Below are 15,454 nucleotides of genomic sequence, written 5' to 3' on the forward strand. Positions count from 1 at the left end.
CCCTGCTTATGAATCAGAAAAGAACCCGTATTCGCTTGCCGCATCCTCCGCCGTATCGCCCGAGCCGCTGGACATTCTGGCTGACGGTGCTCGCGGGAGTGCTGATCGCCTTTGCCGTGTGTCTGTCGATCTACATGCTTATCGAGAGCTGGGTCAGCGGTTCCATCACCACCAACAATCGCGGACCGCGCAGCACCTACACCTTGGCACTGCAACCTCGGCGATACTGGTTCGAGTTCGTCTGGCAGAGCTTCTGGACCGCGTTCATGTTGGCCATCGGTGTGTTCGGGCTGTGGATTTATCGCAAAGGGCGGGTGCGTGAGCAGAGGCCGAAGGGCAAGCGCTCGCGATGATGCAACTGGGGCGCTTTTCTGAAGCAGCCTCTTACCTGCCTGTTCCTTTCATTCCAGCGCAACACCAGATCGCTCACCGCAGCGCCGCCAACTCTGCGGCGATTGACTGGGCAAAAAGTACGAAATGGACTACGGACATTTACCCTGTTACGCGCCTTCCGGTGGCAATGTCCTGCAACGCCTGTCCCGCCCTTCCTTCCGAACTCGCAGGTTCGCCCGACATACCTGCGCCGCCTTCCCCGGCATGCTTGCGTCTCTGTTTCCAGAATGCGGAAGACCCGATGAGCCAGCTCAAACCTGCTGATACACAAGACCATAAAATCGATTCACTGCTGGGCGAACTGGGCGAGCTGATTCGCCAGGCGCGGCAAAAAGTGCTACGCGCGGTCGATACGATTCAGGTGCAGACCTGTTGGCAAATCGGCCGGCATATCGTCGATTTCGAACAGAAAGGCGCTCAGCGTGCCGGTTATGGCCAGCAGTTGCTCGCGCTGCTGGCGAAGGATCTAACGGGGCAATTCGGGAAGGGATTTGATGAGCGCAATCTGCGATATATGCGTAGCTTTTATCAGTCTTTTCCAATTTGGAACGCAGTGCGTTCCGAATTGAGCTGGACCCATTACCGCCGCCTGCTACGCGTCGAGAACGAGAAAGCGCGCCTGTGGTACATGAACGAATGCGCCGACCTCAACTGGTCAAGCCGCGCCCTCGATCGTCAGATCCTGACGCTCTACTACGAGCGCCTGCTGATGAGTCCGGACAAAGCCGAGGTGGTCGAGGAAGCCACGACCAACATCGACGCGATGAAATGCAATCCGCGGGAATTCATTCGCGATCCGGTCATGCTCGAATTCCTCGGCCTGCCCTCGGCAGGCAAAGTCAGGGAAAGCGGACTCGAACAAGCACTCATCGACCACTTGCAAAGCTTTCTGCTTGAACTTGGCAAAGGCTTTTCCTTTGTCGCCCGCCAACAACGCATCAGCACTGACGGCGTCGACCTCTATATCGATCTGGTGTTCTACAACTACCTGCTCAAGTGCTTCGTGATCATCGACCTGAAACGCGGCAAGCTCAGCGCCCGCGATGTCGGGCAGATGGACATGTATGTGCGCATGTACGACGAGCTCAAGCGCAGCGAAGGTGACAAGCCAACCGTCGGTATCATTCTGAGCGCGGAAAGCAATGACTCGGTGGCGCGCTATTCCATGCTCAAAGGCAATGAGCAACTGTTCGCCAGCAGCTACAAGACGATACTGCCGAGCGAAGAAGAGTTACGTGCTGAACTCAACCGCGAACAGGCATTGATCGAAGAACGCATGCTCATTCAATCCAGTGAACGAACCGGCCGGATTGTTCTTGATCAGCGCGGCGACTATGGTTGGCACCTAACCGCCGAGGTCAAGCGCCATGGGCAGCAAGCCCCCATTCGAGTTGGAAGACGCAGAGTTGAGCCAACCAGTTTTGACTGCATCTGAAGGCACGTCCTTCAAGGAAACTGCCGACGACGGCTACGCACTCGGCGGCTTCACCTGGCGCCACAGTTCGCCCGATCCTCAGCGCCCGGTGGTCATCATCAACGCCGCCACCTCGGTGCGCTGTCGGCACTATTCACGGTTCGCGGCCTACCTGTTCAGCCATGGCTGCGATGTGATGACCTACGATTACCGGGGCATTGGCGAATCACGCAGCGAATCGATCAAAGGGCTGCGCGCTTCGTGGACTGACTGGGGCGCTCTGGATTTCGAAGCGATACTCAAACGCGCGCAGCGGGAGTTTCCCGGTCAGCCAATCGATGTGGTCGCCCATAGTTTCGGCGGTTGCGCGGCGGGCTTGGCGGAGTCGGGCAAAGTGATCCGACGGTTGGTAACCGTCGGTGCGCAGTTCGCTTATTGGCGCGATTACGCCCCTGAACAGCGCTGGCGGATGTTCGGCAAGTGGCATGTAGTCATGCCTTTGATGGCGCTGCTCTGCGGCTATTTCCCCGGCAAACGGCTAGGTTGGCTGGAGGACACGCCAACCGCCGTAGTCCGCGACTGGAGCACACCCACTGCACGGTTCGAGGATCGTCCAAGCGGTCGGGTGCTGATGAAAAAGGCGGGCGCCCTGCCCTTCGATGGCGTCCGCGCGCAGACCCTCGCCATCAGCCTCAGCGATGATCCTTACGGAACGATCCCGGCGATCGAACGCCTGCTCGGCTACTTCAGCAACGCGGCAAAAACCCATCTGCGCATTGCGCCGCAGGACATCGGCGAACGACAAGTCGGACATTTCGGCTTTTTTCGCAGCGCATACCAAGCCACACTATGGCCCATTGCTCTGACCTGGCTGCAGACCGGCGCACTGGCCGCCGATACACCCGGCCGACAAGTGCCACGCAGCTGAGCCCTCTCAACGCACGACGGAACACATCATGGCCTCCGCCAACAAGCAGCAAAAACGCGCCACCCGGGCCAAAGCCAAGGCCAAGCAGAACCGCACCAAGCGTGCCGAAGCGCCGGTCGAGCTCGACCCGAACGACGACCGCATCGATTTCGAATCGGTGGACCTGACCGAGCTGTTCAAGAAAATGATCGACGCCGAGAAGATCAGCCAGCAAGCCATGTGCACCGCGTTCCTTGAAGATCCGCTGCTGGAACTGGTCTATGAGCAGGAAGGTGAAGAAGGCGCGATGGATTTCATCCTCGCCGCGCTGATCGAGTATCGCCAGTGGTCGCAGGAAACCGACGAGGCTGGCGCACTGGCTTGGATCGAATCCCCGGCATTCCAGGCTGACTATGTAGCGGCATCCGACGCGATCGCCGCACAAACCCAACAGAAGAACTGAGCTCCCATGGCATCCCTGAACAAGCAACAGAAACGCGCCAAACGCGCCAAGGCCAAAGCCAAGCAGATCCGCATGGTCGGGCGCAAACCGCTGGATCAGGACGAAGATCTCGGCCACCTCGCCGAGCCGATCCCGGAATACACCCTGGCGATGTTCAGTAAAATGCGCGACGCCGAAGCCGTCAGCCGCAACGAAATGCTGCTGACCCTGCTGCGCGAACTGGCCTTCATCATCGTCGACCATCCTGAACTGCTCGACATGGAAAACGCCGACAACGAAGGCATGGCCGCCACCCACCTGGCCGCCGATATGCTCATCGACTACCGCATGTGGGCCGACGGCATGACCATCGAACAGGCCCAGGCCTGGCTGAGCGAGCCGCAGTTCATTACGGATTTCGGCGTGGCGCTGGATGCTTATGGCAAGTCGGTAGAGCCCCAGGAAGACAAGAGCGAATAAGCCCTTCTCAGAAACAAAAAACGGCCGCTAGTCATCCCTGACAGCGGCCGTTTTTGTTTGGATGACCTAGCTACTCTTTGTCCGGTGACGATGTATATCCCATTGACATATCCCCAGCACGATCTATCCTGAGCTAATCACAGGAACAGACCCGGGAGCTCGAATATGGAGCAGACCACAATTTTCATGAGCAACAGAAGTCAGGCAGTCCGACTGCCAAAGGCAGTTGCGATGCCCGGCGACGTTAAACGAGTGGAAGTCATCGCGATTGGCAGAACACGCGTCATTACGCCTGCTGGAGAAAGCTGGGATAGCTGGTTTGATGGCGACAGCGTCAGCCCTGATTTCATGGCTAACCGTGAGCAACCCACTGAACAGGAGCGCGAGTCGTTCTGATGATCAAGTACATGCTGGATACAAATATCTGCATCTTCACCATCAAGAACAAACCACAAATTGTCCGGGAAGCCTTCAATCGACATTCCGGGCAGTTGTGCATCAGCGCTATCACGCTTATGGAGCTTATTTACGGTGCTGAAAAGTCGGCGGCCCCGGAGAAAAATCTGGCAATTGTTGAAGGATTTGTCGCGCGACTGGATGTCTTGCCTTTCGATAACGACGCAGCCGCACAGGCCGGGATGGTTCGATCTGAACTCGCGAAGGCTGGAACGCCGATCGGGCCATACGACCAAATGATCGCTGGCCACGCACGCTCACTTGGACTCATTGTAGTGACGAACAACGTACGGGAGTTTCAACGCGTTTCCGGTTTGCGAATCGAGGACTGGGTTTAACCTGACTGGAAAGCTCAGAAACAAAAACGGCCGCTAGTCATCCCTGACAGCGGCCGTTTTTACATCACGCGTTACGACTCAGTTCAACGCCACCGCACCACGCTTCTCCAGCTTGCGACGGCGCGACACCAGCAGACCAGCCGCTACCACCATAAGGCTCAGCAGACCGGTGGCGAGGATTTCCACGCGGTGGGCTTCCTGGAACAGCATGATGGTCAGCGCGGCGACAATGAAGATGATCACCGCCCAGGTCAGACCCGGGAACAGCCACATGCTGAAGACGATTTTTTCGCCGCGCGCCATGCGCTGTTTGCGCATGCGCAGTTGCGAGAAGGCGATCACCAGGTACACCAGCAGGGCGATGGCGCCGGAGCTGGCCAGGAGGAACTCAAACACCGCTGCCGGAGCCACATAGTTGGCGAAGGTGCAGAGGAACGCAGCGCCGGTGGACAGCATCACCGCCCAGTAAGGCGTGCCGCTCTTGTTGGTGCGGGTCGACATGGCCGGGGCATCGCCGCGCTTGCCGAGGGAGAACAGCATGCGCGACGAGGTGTACAGCGCCGAGTTCAGGCAACTGGTCACCGCCACCAGTACGACGATGTCGACGATCATCTTCGCGTTGGGAATGCCCATGCGCTCAAGTACGGTCTGATAGGAGCCGAGGTTGGCCAGGGTAGGATCGTTCCACGGCACCAGCGCCACCACGATGAAAATCGAAACCAGATAGAACAGGCCGATCCGCCAGATTACCGAGTTGGTCGCCTTGGAGATCTGCTTGCCTGGGTCCTTCGATTCCGCCGCCGCGATGGTGACGATCTCGGTGCCCATGAACGAGAACATGGTGGTCAGGATCGCGCCCAGCACAGCGCCCATGCCGTTGGGCAAGAAGCCGCCACTGTCGAACAGATGCGACACACCGCTGACCTGACTGGTCGGCAGGAAGCCAAAAATCGCCGCCAGACCGAGGCCGATGAAGCCGATGATCGCCAGCACCTTGATCAGGGCGAACCAGAACTCGAACTCGCCGTAGTTCTTCACGCTGAACAGGTTGGTCACGGTCAGCAGCATGGTGATGACCAGCGCGAAAGCCCAGATGTCCACGCCCGGGAACCACGCATGCAGGATGGTCGCGGCGGCGTTGGCTTCCAGGGGAATCACCAGGACCCAGAACCACCAGTACAGCCAGCCGATGGTGAAACCGGCCCAGTGACCGATCGCGCGATCAGCGTAAGTCGAGAACGAACCGGTGTCCGGCGAAGCCACGGCCATTTCGCCGAGCATGCGCATCACCAACACCACCAACGTACCGGCGGCGGCGTAAGCCAGCAGCACGGCCGGGCCGGCGGCAGCAATGGCGTGGCCGGAGCCGACGAACAGACCGGCGCCGATCACACCGGCGATCGACAACATGGTCACATGACGCGGTTTGAGCCCCTGTTCGAGGCCTGTGGAGCTTGGGGTACTGCTCATAGAGACTACCTTTGCAAGGAAAGCGAGTGCGTCCGGCGCGTCTGAAAATTCTTTCTCGTAAAAAGAATCCAACGGCCTGTTCCTTATTCTGCACGCAATATTTGCGCCAAAATGTTTCAAGTCCTTGAGGGCCGGGGGCTCCGGCATCCGATGCAAGTCCTTGAGTTTAATGGCTATTCGCCAGAACGTTACCCGGCGACTCACTTTCAAGACGAATCCGCGCACCAGAAACACACAGAAAAAGTGTGCGGCGCACAGAAAAAGGGCGAATAAGGAACGTTCGGCTGGATAGCGCTTCCAACACCCCGCCAAAGCTGGCAACATCGCGCCTTTTTTTACGCGGCACCCACGGGTTTGCACGATCAGACACCCGTTCGGTTGTTGATGGGGCGACAGTCTGCTGCGCCGATGCGACAACCCGCCACATGCCACCCGTTTACCGCTCGTAGCGCTGTTGGCTGCCATTGAAACGCTATGCTAGCTTGGCCGCCTCGCCAGGAAGGCCCGCCAACAGCAGGAGCGCAACATATATGAGGAACGCACATGGCTGAGGCCACGCCCGCGCTGGAAATCCGCAACTTGCACAAACGCTACGGACAGCTGGAGGTGCTCAAAGGCATCTCGCTGACCGCCCGCGACGGCGACGTGATCTCGATCCTCGGCTCTTCCGGTTCCGGCAAGTCCACGTTCCTGCGTTGCATCAACCTGCTGGAAAACCCGCACCAGGGCCAGATCCTGGTGGCCGGTGAAGAACTCAAGCTCAAAGCCGCGAAGAACGGCGAACTGGTCGCCGCCGACGGCAAACAGATCAATCGCCTGCGCTCGGAGATTGGTTTTGTATTTCAAAACTTTAATCTGTGGCCGCACATGAGCGTGCTCGACAACGTCATCGAGGCCCCGCGCCGCGTGCTCGGCCAGAGCAAGGCCGAGGCCATCGAAGTCGCCGAAGCGTTGCTGGCCAAGGTCGGCATCGCTGACAAGCGCCACGCCTATCCGGCGCAATTGTCCGGCGGCCAGCAACAACGCGCCGCCATCGCCCGCACGCTGGCAATGCAGCCGAAGGTGATCCTGTTCGACGAACCGACCTCCGCGCTTGACCCGGAAATGGTTCAGGAAGTACTTAGTGTCATCCGCGCATTGGCCGAAGAAGGCCGCACCATGCTGCTCGTGACCCACGAAATGGGCTTCGCCCGCCAGGTCTCCAGCGAAGTGGTGTTCCTTCATCAGGGCCTTATAGAAGAGCAAGGATCGCCACAGCAGGTGTTCGACAACCCGCTTTCGGCGCGCTGCAAACAATTCATGTCCAGCAACCGCTAACGGAGCAACATGCATGCAGAATTTCAAGAAGGTCTTCCTGACCGCCGCCGTCACCCTCGCATTCAGCGCCGGTGCCATGGCTGAAACCCTGAAGATGGGCATCGAAGCGGCCTACCCGCCGTTCAACAATAAAGACGCCAGCGGCCAAGTGGTCGGCTTCGACAAGGAAATCGGCGACGCCCTGTGCGCGAAGATGAAAGCCGAATGCTCCGTCGTCACCTCTGATTGGGACGGCATCATTCCGGCGCTGAACGCGAAGAAATTCGACTTCCTGATTTCCTCGCTGTCGATCACCGAAGAGCGCAAAGCCGCGGTGGACTTTACCGACCCGTACTACTCGAACAAGCTGCAGTTCATCGCGCCGAAAAACGTCGACTTCAAGACCGACAAGGACTCGCTCAAGGGCAAGACCATCGGCACCCAGCGCGCAACGCTGGCCGGCACCTGGCTGGAAGACACCTACGGTGACGACATCAAGGTCAGCCTCTACGACACCCAGGAAAACGCCTACCTCGACCTGACCTCCGGTCGCGTCGACGCGATCCTTGCCGACAAGTACGCCAACTATGACTGGCTGAAAACCGACGCCGGCAAGAACTACGAGTTCAAAGGTGATCCGGTCGTAGAAAGCGACAAGATCGGCATCGCTGTGCGCAAGGGCGACAACGAACTGCGCAACAAGCTGAACGCCGCGCTGAAGGAAATCGTCGCTGACGGTACCTACAAGAAAATCAACGACAAGTACTTCCCGTTCAGCATCTATTGATCTGACCTGTGGGACCGGCGCCGTGATCAAGCGGCGCCGGCTCCCGACTTTGCCTGCCGCAATTTGAACAGAAACCCATGATTATCGACCTCTACGGATTCGGCCCGGCGCTCGCCGCTGGTGCGCTGATGACCGTCCAACTGGCCCTCACCGCTCTGTGCCTGGGCCTGGTGCTCGGCCTGCTCGGCGCCTTGGCCAAGACTTCCCCATACAAGCCGCTGCAATGGCTTGGCGGCACTTATTCGACGCTGGTGCGCGGCGTCCCGGAATTGCTCTGGGTGCTGTTGATCTACTTCGGTACAGTCAACCTGATGCGCGCCCTCGGTGAGTACTTCGGCAATCCCGACCTGCAACTCAACGCCTTTGCCGCCGGTGTCATCGCGCTGGGCCTGTGTTTCGGCGCGTACGCCACGGAAGTGTTTCGCGGCGCTCTGCTGGCCATTCCCAAGGGTCACCGTGAGGCCGGCCAGGCCCTGGGCCTGTCGAAGTGGCGGATCTTCACCCGGCTGATCATGCCGCAGATGTGGCGCATCGCCCTGCCCGGCCTGGGCAATCTGTTCATGATCCTGATGAAGGACACCGCGCTGGTATCGGTCATCGGCCTGGAAGAAATCATGCGTCACGCGCAGATTGGCGTGACCGTGTCGAAACAACCGTTCACCTTCTATATGGTCGCCGCGATCATGTACCTCGGCCTGACGGTGCTGGCGATGACCGGCATGCACTTGCTGGAAAAACGCGCCGCTCGCGGCTTTGCGAGGAGCGCGCAATGAATTGGGAAGTCATCATCAAGTGGCTGCCGAAACTGGCACAGGGCGCGACGCTGACACTGGAACTGGTCGCCATCGCGGTCATCGCCGGCCTGCTGCTCGCCATTCCGCTGGGCATCGCCCGGTCTTCGAAGCGCTGGTACGTGCGCTCGCTGCCTTACGCGTACATCTTCTTTTTCCGTGGCACACCGCTGCTGGTGCAGCTGTTCCTGGTCTATTACGGTCTGGCGCAGTTCGACGCCGTGCGTGAAAGCGCTTTGTGGCCGTACCTGCGCGATCCGTTCTGGTGTGCAACGGTGACCATGACGCTGCATACGGCGGCGTACATCGCCGAAATCCTGCGTGGAGCCATTCAGGCAATTCCACCCGGTGAAATCGAAGCTGCGCGGGCCTTGGGTATGTCCAGGCCCAAAGCGATGTTCTATATCATCCTGCCCCGTGCCGCGCGCATCGGCCTGCCGGCCTACAGCAACGAGGTGATCCTGATGCTCAAGGCCAGCGCCCTGGCCAGCACCGTGACCCTGCTGGAACTGACCGGCATGGCCCGCACGATCATCGCCCGCACTTATCTGCCGGTGGAGATCTTCTTCGCCGCCGGCGTGTTCTATCTGGTCATGGCTTACGTGCTGGTACGCGGCTTCAAGCTGCTGGAACGCTGGCTGCGCGTCGATGCCTGCCAAGGCCGCTGATACTTCCCACGTGCTGACGGGCGAGGCCCTACTCGCCCGTTTCACGGCGCTGGATGCTTTTCTGATTGAGCATCAGGCGCTGTGGAAACCTCGACCGTTCACTCACCTACAACTTCCATGGGAAGCGTCCTACCCGGAGTTGTCTGCGTGGCTACGCGAGCGGTCGCTGGAAGATGCAGAACGCGCGCATAACCATCCTGCTGATCTTGTCGATGCGCCGGAGCCGTTCGCTTCATTGGCGAAGTTGTCGGCAGAGTTGAGTGCGGTCGGTGAGTTGCCGGGGCGTGCGCTTGAAGCTGCCGGACATCGCTTGAATGTCGATGTGCCCGGGCGCAAGTGGCAGCAGATCGAGGCGTTTGCCGGTCGCTTATCCTTTGCCTCGCAGCCGACGCATTGGCTGGACTGGTGCTCCGGCAAAGGGCATCTGGGACGGCGCCTGTTGGGTGCCGGGCAACAATTGACTTGCGTTGAATACGATCCGGTGCTGGTCGCCAGCGGTCAGGCACTGAGTCAGCGTCATCACTTGCAAGCCCTGCATGTCGAACAGGATGTACTCGCGGCAGACGCCCCGGCCGTATTGAACGCCGCCCACACCCCCATCGCCCTCCACGCGTGCGGTGATCTTCATGTGCGCTTGATGCAACTGGCCAGTGCCGCAGGTTGCCGGCAAATGGCGATCGCGCCCTGCTGCTACAACCGCACCAGTCGTCACGAATATCAGGCCTTGTCCTGCGCAGCATCGGCATCACTCCTACACCTGTCGCTGGAAGATCTGGCGTTGCCGATGAGCGAAACCGTCACCGCCGGTGCGCGCGTCCGACGTCAGCGCGACACCTCGATGGCTCGTCGCCTGGCTTTCGACCTGCTGCAACGGCAAGTGCGCGGCGTCGATGAATACCTGCCAACGCCCTCCCTGCCCAGCGCCTGGCTGGATAAACCGTTTGCGGACTATTGTCTCGATCTAGCAGCGCTGAAGGAGTTATCCACAGTCGGCTCGCCAGACTGGTCGACACTCGAAGCCGCCGGTTGGCAGCGGTTGGCCGAAGTGCGCAACCTGGAATTGCTTCGCGGATTGTTCCGCCGACCGCTGGAGCTCTGGCTGAATCTGGATCGGGCGCTTTTCCTCGCAGAACAGGGATACTTCGTACGCCTCGGCACCTTTTGCGATACCTCACTTACACCGCGTAACTTACTGCTGCTCGGCGAACTCGCTTAAAACGTTACAGCCTGTGGATAACTCTGTTGATAGATTTGCGGTGGATCCAATATCTGCGCCTGTTTCATCGCCTTAACGACACTGGTCATTTTTTGTTCGCATAAATAAAAACCGGTAAAACAGGGATTTGCGAACAAGATGAGAATGGGTTCACAAAACCTCGCCCAAGCAGTCCTAGCGCCTCTCAGTTGTGCATAAGCTGCCAATCAAAACGACATAACCGACGAATATTGGGCTTGCCCAGTGAATTATTGCCGGGTCCCGAAAGCCGTAACCCAACTGTACGCCCTGCATAAATGCCTCACTGCACGTGAGGTACAAAAGCTGCATATAAATTTGCGCACGGCCTGATTTTTCCGGAATGCAAAAATAGTCTGAATTCAGGGGTTTACAGGATCAACCCAATCGCTATAATCGTCGCCCACACGCCGGTATAGCTCAGTTGGTAGAGCAACTGACTTGTAATCAGTAGGTCCCGGGTTCGACTCCTGGTGCCGGCACCATACAAGGTTCCAGAGAAGGCTTTCAAAATCTCTGGAACCCCCGAAAAACCCGCCTTCTGGTGGGTTTTTTCGTTTTGGGGTTCCATCGGTTTCCGTCAGAAACTGGTGGATTCCAACCGTTTTAAGGGTAGAGTTTGGGATACAGGTCACTTCGATAAAAGGGAGTACCCTTATGTCGCGCACCACAGCTCCGCTCTCCGACGCAGCTTGCCGCTTGGCAAAATCTACAGACAGCGCCTACAAGCTTTTCGACGGCGATGGCCTCTACCTCCTAGTCCAGCCCAATGGCCGCAAAGGCTGGCGGCTCCGTTACGTCAAACCTGACGGACGCGAAGGACTGACCTCTTTCGGCAACTACCCCGTCATTGGCCTCGCCGATGCGCGCCGCAAGCGCTTGGAAGTCAAGCGAATGCTGGCGGATGGCGTTGATCCTATAGAGACCAAGCACCAAGCTAAGGCGGAAGCCGTAATCAAAGGCAGAACCTTTGAAAGCGTTGCGCTCGACTGGCATACGGAAATGTCGGCCAAGTGGGCACCAGGCCATTCCAAGACAGTGATGAGCCGCCTCAAAACCCACGTGTTCCCGCTGATCGGCGCACGCGCCATTGTTGATCTCGACACCCATGACCTTATGCAGCCCTTGGAAGCGATCAAGAAGCGCGGAACGATGGACGTTGCTTTAAGGGTACAAAACTACCTGCAGAGCATAATGCGCGAGGCAAAGCGCCTCCGGCTTATCACCATAAACCCTGCTTACGACCTCGAAGGCTCGATCAAGGCCCCGCGGGTGGTGCATCGCCCCGCTCTACCCTTATCGCGACTGCCGGAACTGCAGGAGCGGATCGACACCTATAAAGGCCGGGCACTTACTCGTCTGACGGTGATGCTGTCGCTGCATGTGTTTGTACGATCCAGCGAGCTGCGTTTCGCACGCTGGAGCGAGTTCGACCTCAAGCGCGGCACCTGGGAGATACCGGACACTCGCCCCGCGCTGGAAGGAGTACCCTTTTCCACAAGGGGTACGAAGATGGCAGGGGATATCCATTTAGTACCCTTATCGCCGCAAGCAGTGGCGCTACTCGAAAAAATCCATGCACTCACAGGCAAATTCGCATTGGTCTTCGCAGGGGATGCCAAACCCTGGAAGCCCATGTCCGAAAATACCGTGAACAACGCGCTTCGGACGATGGGATACGACACCAAAACCGATATTTGCGGGCATGGGTTTCGTTCGATGGCCTGCAGCGCATTGATCGAGTCAGGATTGTGGTCGGAGACAGCTATTGAACGGCAGATGAGCCACAAGGAACGCAACAATGTCCGCGCCGCTTACATCCACAAGGCCGAATTCATTGAGGAACGCAGGCTGATCATGAACTGGTGGAGCCGGTACCTGGAGGCGAACCGTGAAGAGCATGTCACTCCGCATGAGTTCGCTAATCAGATTGGGGCGAATGTTACCCGGATGAAGGTGAAGCGAATCAATGATTAGATCCGCCACCCAGGTCACTGAGACAGTCCTACTATGGAAGGATGCCTAAAACCTCAGGCGTCAAGATCTGAAGCCCAATCCCAGACAACAGACCTATGCCAAACACGAAGAGAGCTACTTTCAACACCCAACGAATACCACCGACGAACCCTTTATGACGCAACAAATAGCTGGCAACAATCTTCCTGTAACCATCACCGTGGCTAAACGCGTAGAGGACCGCTATCGCGAAGGCAAGCCATGCAGCACGCTCGGGATGAGGCATTGTGATTATCGTCAACGCCAAACCGACACAAACAAAACCAATGCTATTAACCTTCTTGAAATAGCTCTTGGCGATAGCTTCATCTTCATCGTCCAGAAAAAAATTCGGTCTCATTGATATGCTCCTTTTGAGATCACAGTGCCGATCACCATGTCATCCAGTCACAGATTAAAAACTCTCTCTGACCGTTTCCACCCAAAGCAGGTGCATTTCCCCGCAATTGACAGGAGCATGTGATTCCACACGAATTCGCGAGCCAGACCGGCGCGAACGAACGTCACTCGCCTAAAAGCAAAACGTGGCGCAACCGAGTAAGCGCTCGACCTTCATATCTCAGTGATCCGCCTGTCCACGCGGGTCCATCCGAGCAGGGCTGCAAAGCCGCCCTGCTTGGATGGACCTCACTTAAAAAATCTAAAGCCCACACAACTGTCTGTGGAAAACCACTGATTTCCACCGGTGGATAATTTCATCCACAGCCGCAGAACTCCCGAAAATTCGAGCCTTGACCCGAATTATCCACAGGCGTAGAAAAGATCAGGCAAAGCGCTGTCGTTGACAGCAACCCAGGTAGCCAGAACCTTTAAGGCTACGCCACACCGTGGTGGTTCTCCCAAAGTGCGATTAGCGTCCGGCGGCTCGCACGGTCACAGCGATGTGATGGATGCCTACTTTTACCAGTGTGCCCACTGCGGCAACTTCCCCCTTTCATAGCTGGCCTGCAGCAACCTATCCGCTTGGCCATTTCATTGCGCCAACCTGCGCCCCTCTCTTTCTCTCGGAAAGAGACGGGCGCTCCTACCACTGCTGCAGCCCACCTCGTACAAGGCATTGCGGCATTTCCCCTCGTGACAATCGGCGTGACAAACACCGAAGTCACCAGCAACAGCGATGCAGATGATGGTGCCGCAGCCCAGGGAATGGACTGCACCTGACTGACAGTCAGGCATGCCCCGGTCATCGCTTCACTGCCTTCACCTGACTCTGGATCTCGCGGCGCTGGTCTCGTCAGCCAGTGCAGTCTCCACCCGCCCACCGCTATCGGTGTTCAGGAGGCCAGATCATGAGACGCCCAAGCTCCCGGTCGTAAGGAGCCGTCAGTCCCGCGTTAGTGGACAGCCCTCACAGGTCGCAGGGGCCTTGATCCCTGATAACACTCAACATTCGTGGCGGGATGACGTGGGGAAGGTTTTAAAAGTTTTGGCTTTGAGCGGAGTTCGATCATGGCACTAGTAGGTAAACGTGACGGGCGCAATTATGGCTATGGTCGGCAAATGAGTTATGCCGGGCCGCAGGCGTTAAAAGACATGTTCAGCGGAGGGCATTACGGGACCGTCAAAGCGCATAGTGATCGTTGGCAGGCATTCGTGCGCTGGTGCCACTCAGACGATGGACCAGGACTCAACGATGCACGGCATATAGATCGCCAGATCTTGTCGGATTACGCGGCGCATCTGCGTCATTTAGTCGAGCGCGGCGACCTCACTATCGCCACCGCACAAAATCGATTATCCAGCGTGAACCGGACCATGGCAGCGCTTCGCGGTGATCAGAGCGTGAAAGTGCCGAGTCCGAGCAAGGCGCTGGAAATGCAGCGCACCACAATCCGCACGACAGTTCCACAAGGCCAGGATCGCGAACACGTGATGCGCATCCTAGATGCGCTCCGCAAACAGCATCCTCGTGCCGCCGCCATCGCACAGTTGGCACGCACCACAGGGATGCGCCTGCGCGAAGCCATCTTAGCCGACCTACCGCGTCTTCAACGGGAGGTCGAACACTACGACAAGATCAACATTCAGGATGGCACCAAAGGAGGTCGCTCGGGAGCGTCAACACCTCGCTGGATAGTCGCAAATGATCATATTCGCGAAGCATTGAACTACGCCGAGCATGTGTCGCCCACCGGTAGTCGCAACCTGCTGGCACCTAATGAAAGCTATCGAGACTTTCAGCGGGAAGTCGTCCGCCTCGCACGGTGCATCCTGCAGACCCATCACCTCAAAGGCTTCCACGAATTGCGGGCGGCCTATGCGTGTGAACTCTATGAGCAGATCACCCAGCATCCCGCGCCCATCAATGGCGGCCATTGCTATCAACTGGACCAGCGATTGGATCGTGAAGCTCGGGCGCAAATCAGCTATGAACTTGGTCACGGGCGTATCGACATAGTGTCGGCGTACATCGGAGGCCGAGCATGAGCGAAGCATTCGAAATGGAGCTGTTTCTGGCGGGCGTCCTGAGCGGGTCGCATTCCACGCGCCAGCGCCATATTCGGCAGGCTAAGGCTATCCAAAATGCAATTGCAGACCGCTGGCATCGAGACAACCCGTGGACGTGGCAGCGGAAGCACCTCGTGTGGCTTTTAAGTCACCACGTGAATGGGCATGCGGAACCATCACGCTATTACTTTGTGCTGACGATACGGTTGATCACGAAGCGATTAGGAAAGTCATGGCAGTTCAGCCATAAGGCGAAGGACGCTAATCGCCATTATCTTCGTCTCCCAGGTTCTTGAGAATTTTCCAGCCGCTCA

16 protein-coding genes, 1 tRNA gene and 1 pseudogene are annotated in these 15,454 nt (G+C 57.9%); 16 read left to right on the plus strand and 2 right to left on the minus strand.

The window, feature by feature from the left end:
* The first annotated feature begins 8 nt into the window (after positions 1–8).
* From ACYSTU_RS09645 to vapC, 7 genes and pseudogenes are all read left to right on the plus strand, one after another.
* Positions 9–353, plus strand: a complete 345-nt coding sequence (locus ACYSTU_RS09645) for a hypothetical protein (protein ID WP_110602162.1) — start codon at positions 9–11, stop codon at positions 351–353.
* Between the two features lie 281 nt (positions 354–634).
* Positions 635–1,684: pseudogene (locus tag ACYSTU_RS09650) on the plus strand (PDDEXK nuclease domain-containing protein); the annotation flags it as partial.
* A 130-nt stretch (positions 1,685–1,814) separates the two neighbouring features.
* Positions 1,815–2,735: an alpha/beta hydrolase family protein gene (locus tag ACYSTU_RS09655; protein ID WP_413694486.1), complete on the plus strand. Its 921-nt coding sequence runs from the start codon at positions 1,815–1,817 to the stop codon at positions 2,733–2,735.
* Positions 2,736–2,763: 28 nt separating this feature from the next.
* Positions 2,764–3,177, plus strand: coding sequence for a hypothetical protein (locus ACYSTU_RS09660; RefSeq protein ID WP_016772137.1), 414 nt, complete (start codon positions 2,764–2,766; stop codon positions 3,175–3,177).
* Between the two features lie 6 nt (positions 3,178–3,183).
* Positions 3,184–3,636 (plus strand): hypothetical protein, encoded by a 453-nt coding sequence (locus ACYSTU_RS09665; RefSeq protein WP_016772138.1) that lies wholly within the window; start codon positions 3,184–3,186, stop codon positions 3,634–3,636.
* A 165-nt stretch (positions 3,637–3,801) separates the two neighbouring features.
* Positions 3,802–4,032 (plus strand): type II toxin-antitoxin system VapB family antitoxin, encoded by a 231-nt coding sequence (vapB, locus tag ACYSTU_RS09670; RefSeq protein WP_024011210.1) that lies wholly within the window; start codon positions 3,802–3,804, stop codon positions 4,030–4,032.
* Positions 4,032–4,430, plus strand: coding sequence for a type II toxin-antitoxin system tRNA(fMet)-specific endonuclease VapC (vapC, locus tag ACYSTU_RS09675; RefSeq protein WP_016772140.1), 399 nt, complete (start codon positions 4,032–4,034; stop codon positions 4,428–4,430). Before vapB ends, vapC begins: the two co-directional genes overlap by 1 nt.
* A gap of 78 nt (positions 4,431–4,508) precedes the next feature.
* On the opposite strand, the gene gabP is transcribed toward vapC, so the two are convergent.
* Positions 4,509–5,900, minus strand: coding sequence for a GABA permease (gabP, locus tag ACYSTU_RS09680; protein ID WP_125917402.1), 1,392 nt, complete (start codon positions 5,898–5,900; stop codon positions 4,509–4,511).
* A 543-nt stretch (positions 5,901–6,443) separates the two neighbouring features.
* Here gabP and ACYSTU_RS09685 point away from each other — a divergent pair.
* The 7 genes from ACYSTU_RS09685 to ACYSTU_RS09715 all read left to right on the plus strand — a co-directional run bounded on the left by ACYSTU_RS09685 (position 6,444) and on the right by ACYSTU_RS09715 (position 12,653).
* Entirely contained in the window at positions 6,444–7,217 is a 774-nt protein-coding gene (locus ACYSTU_RS09685) for an ABC transporter ATP-binding protein (protein WP_024011209.1), read from the plus strand.
* A gap of 13 nt (positions 7,218–7,230) precedes the next feature.
* Positions 7,231–7,983: an ABC transporter substrate-binding protein gene (locus ACYSTU_RS09690; RefSeq protein WP_123444055.1), complete on the plus strand. Its 753-nt coding sequence runs from the start codon at positions 7,231–7,233 to the stop codon at positions 7,981–7,983.
* 77 nt (positions 7,984–8,060) lie between these two features.
* On the plus strand, positions 8,061–8,756 hold the full coding sequence (locus ACYSTU_RS09695) for an ABC transporter permease (protein ID WP_016772144.1): 696 nt from the start codon (positions 8,061–8,063) through the stop codon (positions 8,754–8,756).
* Positions 8,753–9,442, plus strand: a complete 690-nt coding sequence (locus tag ACYSTU_RS09700) for an ABC transporter permease (RefSeq protein WP_016772145.1) — start codon at positions 8,753–8,755, stop codon at positions 9,440–9,442. The genes ACYSTU_RS09695 and ACYSTU_RS09700 overlap by 4 nt, the downstream gene beginning before the upstream one ends.
* A complete protein-coding gene (locus ACYSTU_RS09705) occupies positions 9,423–10,658 on the plus strand; it encodes a methyltransferase (RefSeq protein ID WP_498997751.1) in 1,236 nt (411 codons plus the stop codon). The genes ACYSTU_RS09700 and ACYSTU_RS09705 overlap by 20 nt, the downstream gene beginning before the upstream one ends.
* Before the next feature lie 427 nt (positions 10,659–11,085).
* Positions 11,086–11,161, plus strand: a tRNA-Thr gene (locus tag ACYSTU_RS09710).
* Positions 11,162–11,333: 172 nt separating this feature from the next.
* Positions 11,334–12,653: a tyrosine-type recombinase/integrase gene (locus tag ACYSTU_RS09715; RefSeq protein WP_498997759.1), complete on the plus strand. Its 1,320-nt coding sequence runs from the start codon at positions 11,334–11,336 to the stop codon at positions 12,651–12,653.
* Between the two features lie 31 nt (positions 12,654–12,684).
* Here ACYSTU_RS09715 and ACYSTU_RS09720 read toward each other — a convergent pair whose 3' ends face one another.
* The gene (locus ACYSTU_RS09720) at positions 12,685–13,032 is read right to left on the minus strand and encodes a hypothetical protein (RefSeq protein ID WP_498997766.1); all 348 of its coding nucleotides are present in this window, start codon (positions 13,030–13,032) and stop codon (positions 12,685–12,687) included.
* Positions 13,033–14,141: 1,109 nt separating this feature from the next.
* Between ACYSTU_RS09720 and ACYSTU_RS09725 the strand changes: the two genes are divergently transcribed.
* Both ACYSTU_RS09725 and ACYSTU_RS09730 read left to right on the plus strand, forming a co-directional pair.
* On the plus strand, positions 14,142–15,119 hold the full coding sequence (locus ACYSTU_RS09725) for an integrase domain-containing protein (RefSeq protein ID WP_498997770.1): 978 nt from the start codon (positions 14,142–14,144) through the stop codon (positions 15,117–15,119).
* Complete coding sequence (locus ACYSTU_RS09730; protein ID WP_498997774.1) at positions 15,116–15,436, plus strand: hypothetical protein; 321 nt, start codon at positions 15,116–15,118, stop codon at positions 15,434–15,436. Before ACYSTU_RS09725 ends, ACYSTU_RS09730 begins: the two co-directional genes overlap by 4 nt.
* Positions 15,437–15,454 lie beyond the last annotated feature (18 nt).

This window comes from Pseudomonas glycinis, assembly GCF_054871425.1.

Coding starts and splice junctions, on each gene's coding strand:
- ACYSTU_RS09645 (WP_110602162.1), top strand. CDS start 9: ATGAATCAGAAAAGAACCCGTATTCGCTTGCCGCATCCTCCGCCGTAT.
- ACYSTU_RS09660 (WP_016772137.1), top strand. CDS start 2,764: ATGGCCTCCGCCAACAAGCAGCAAAAACGCGCCACCCGGGCCAAAGCC.
- ACYSTU_RS09665 (WP_016772138.1), top strand. CDS start 3,184: ATGGCATCCCTGAACAAGCAACAGAAACGCGCCAAACGCGCCAAGGCC.
- vapB (WP_024011210.1), top strand. CDS start 3,802: ATGGAGCAGACCACAATTTTCATGAGCAACAGAAGTCAGGCAGTCCGA.
- vapC (WP_016772140.1), top strand. CDS start 4,032: ATGATCAAGTACATGCTGGATACAAATATCTGCATCTTCACCATCAAG.
- gabP (WP_125917402.1), bottom strand. CDS start 5,900: ATGAGCAGTACCCCAAGCTCCACAGGCCTCGAACAGGGGCTCAAACCG.
- ACYSTU_RS09685 (WP_024011209.1), top strand. CDS start 6,444: ATGGCTGAGGCCACGCCCGCGCTGGAAATCCGCAACTTGCACAAACGC.
- ACYSTU_RS09690 (WP_123444055.1), top strand. CDS start 7,231: ATGCAGAATTTCAAGAAGGTCTTCCTGACCGCCGCCGTCACCCTCGCA.
- ACYSTU_RS09695 (WP_016772144.1), top strand. CDS start 8,061: ATGATTATCGACCTCTACGGATTCGGCCCGGCGCTCGCCGCTGGTGCG.
- ACYSTU_RS09700 (WP_016772145.1), top strand. CDS start 8,753: ATGAATTGGGAAGTCATCATCAAGTGGCTGCCGAAACTGGCACAGGGC.
- ACYSTU_RS09705 (WP_498997751.1), top strand. CDS start 9,423: ATGCCTGCCAAGGCCGCTGATACTTCCCACGTGCTGACGGGCGAGGCC.
- ACYSTU_RS09715 (WP_498997759.1), top strand. CDS start 11,334: ATGTCGCGCACCACAGCTCCGCTCTCCGACGCAGCTTGCCGCTTGGCA.
- ACYSTU_RS09720 (WP_498997766.1), bottom strand. CDS start 13,032: ATGAGACCGAATTTTTTTCTGGACGATGAAGATGAAGCTATCGCCAAG.
- ACYSTU_RS09725 (WP_498997770.1), top strand. CDS start 14,142: ATGGCACTAGTAGGTAAACGTGACGGGCGCAATTATGGCTATGGTCGG.
- ACYSTU_RS09730 (WP_498997774.1), top strand. CDS start 15,116: ATGAGCGAAGCATTCGAAATGGAGCTGTTTCTGGCGGGCGTCCTGAGC.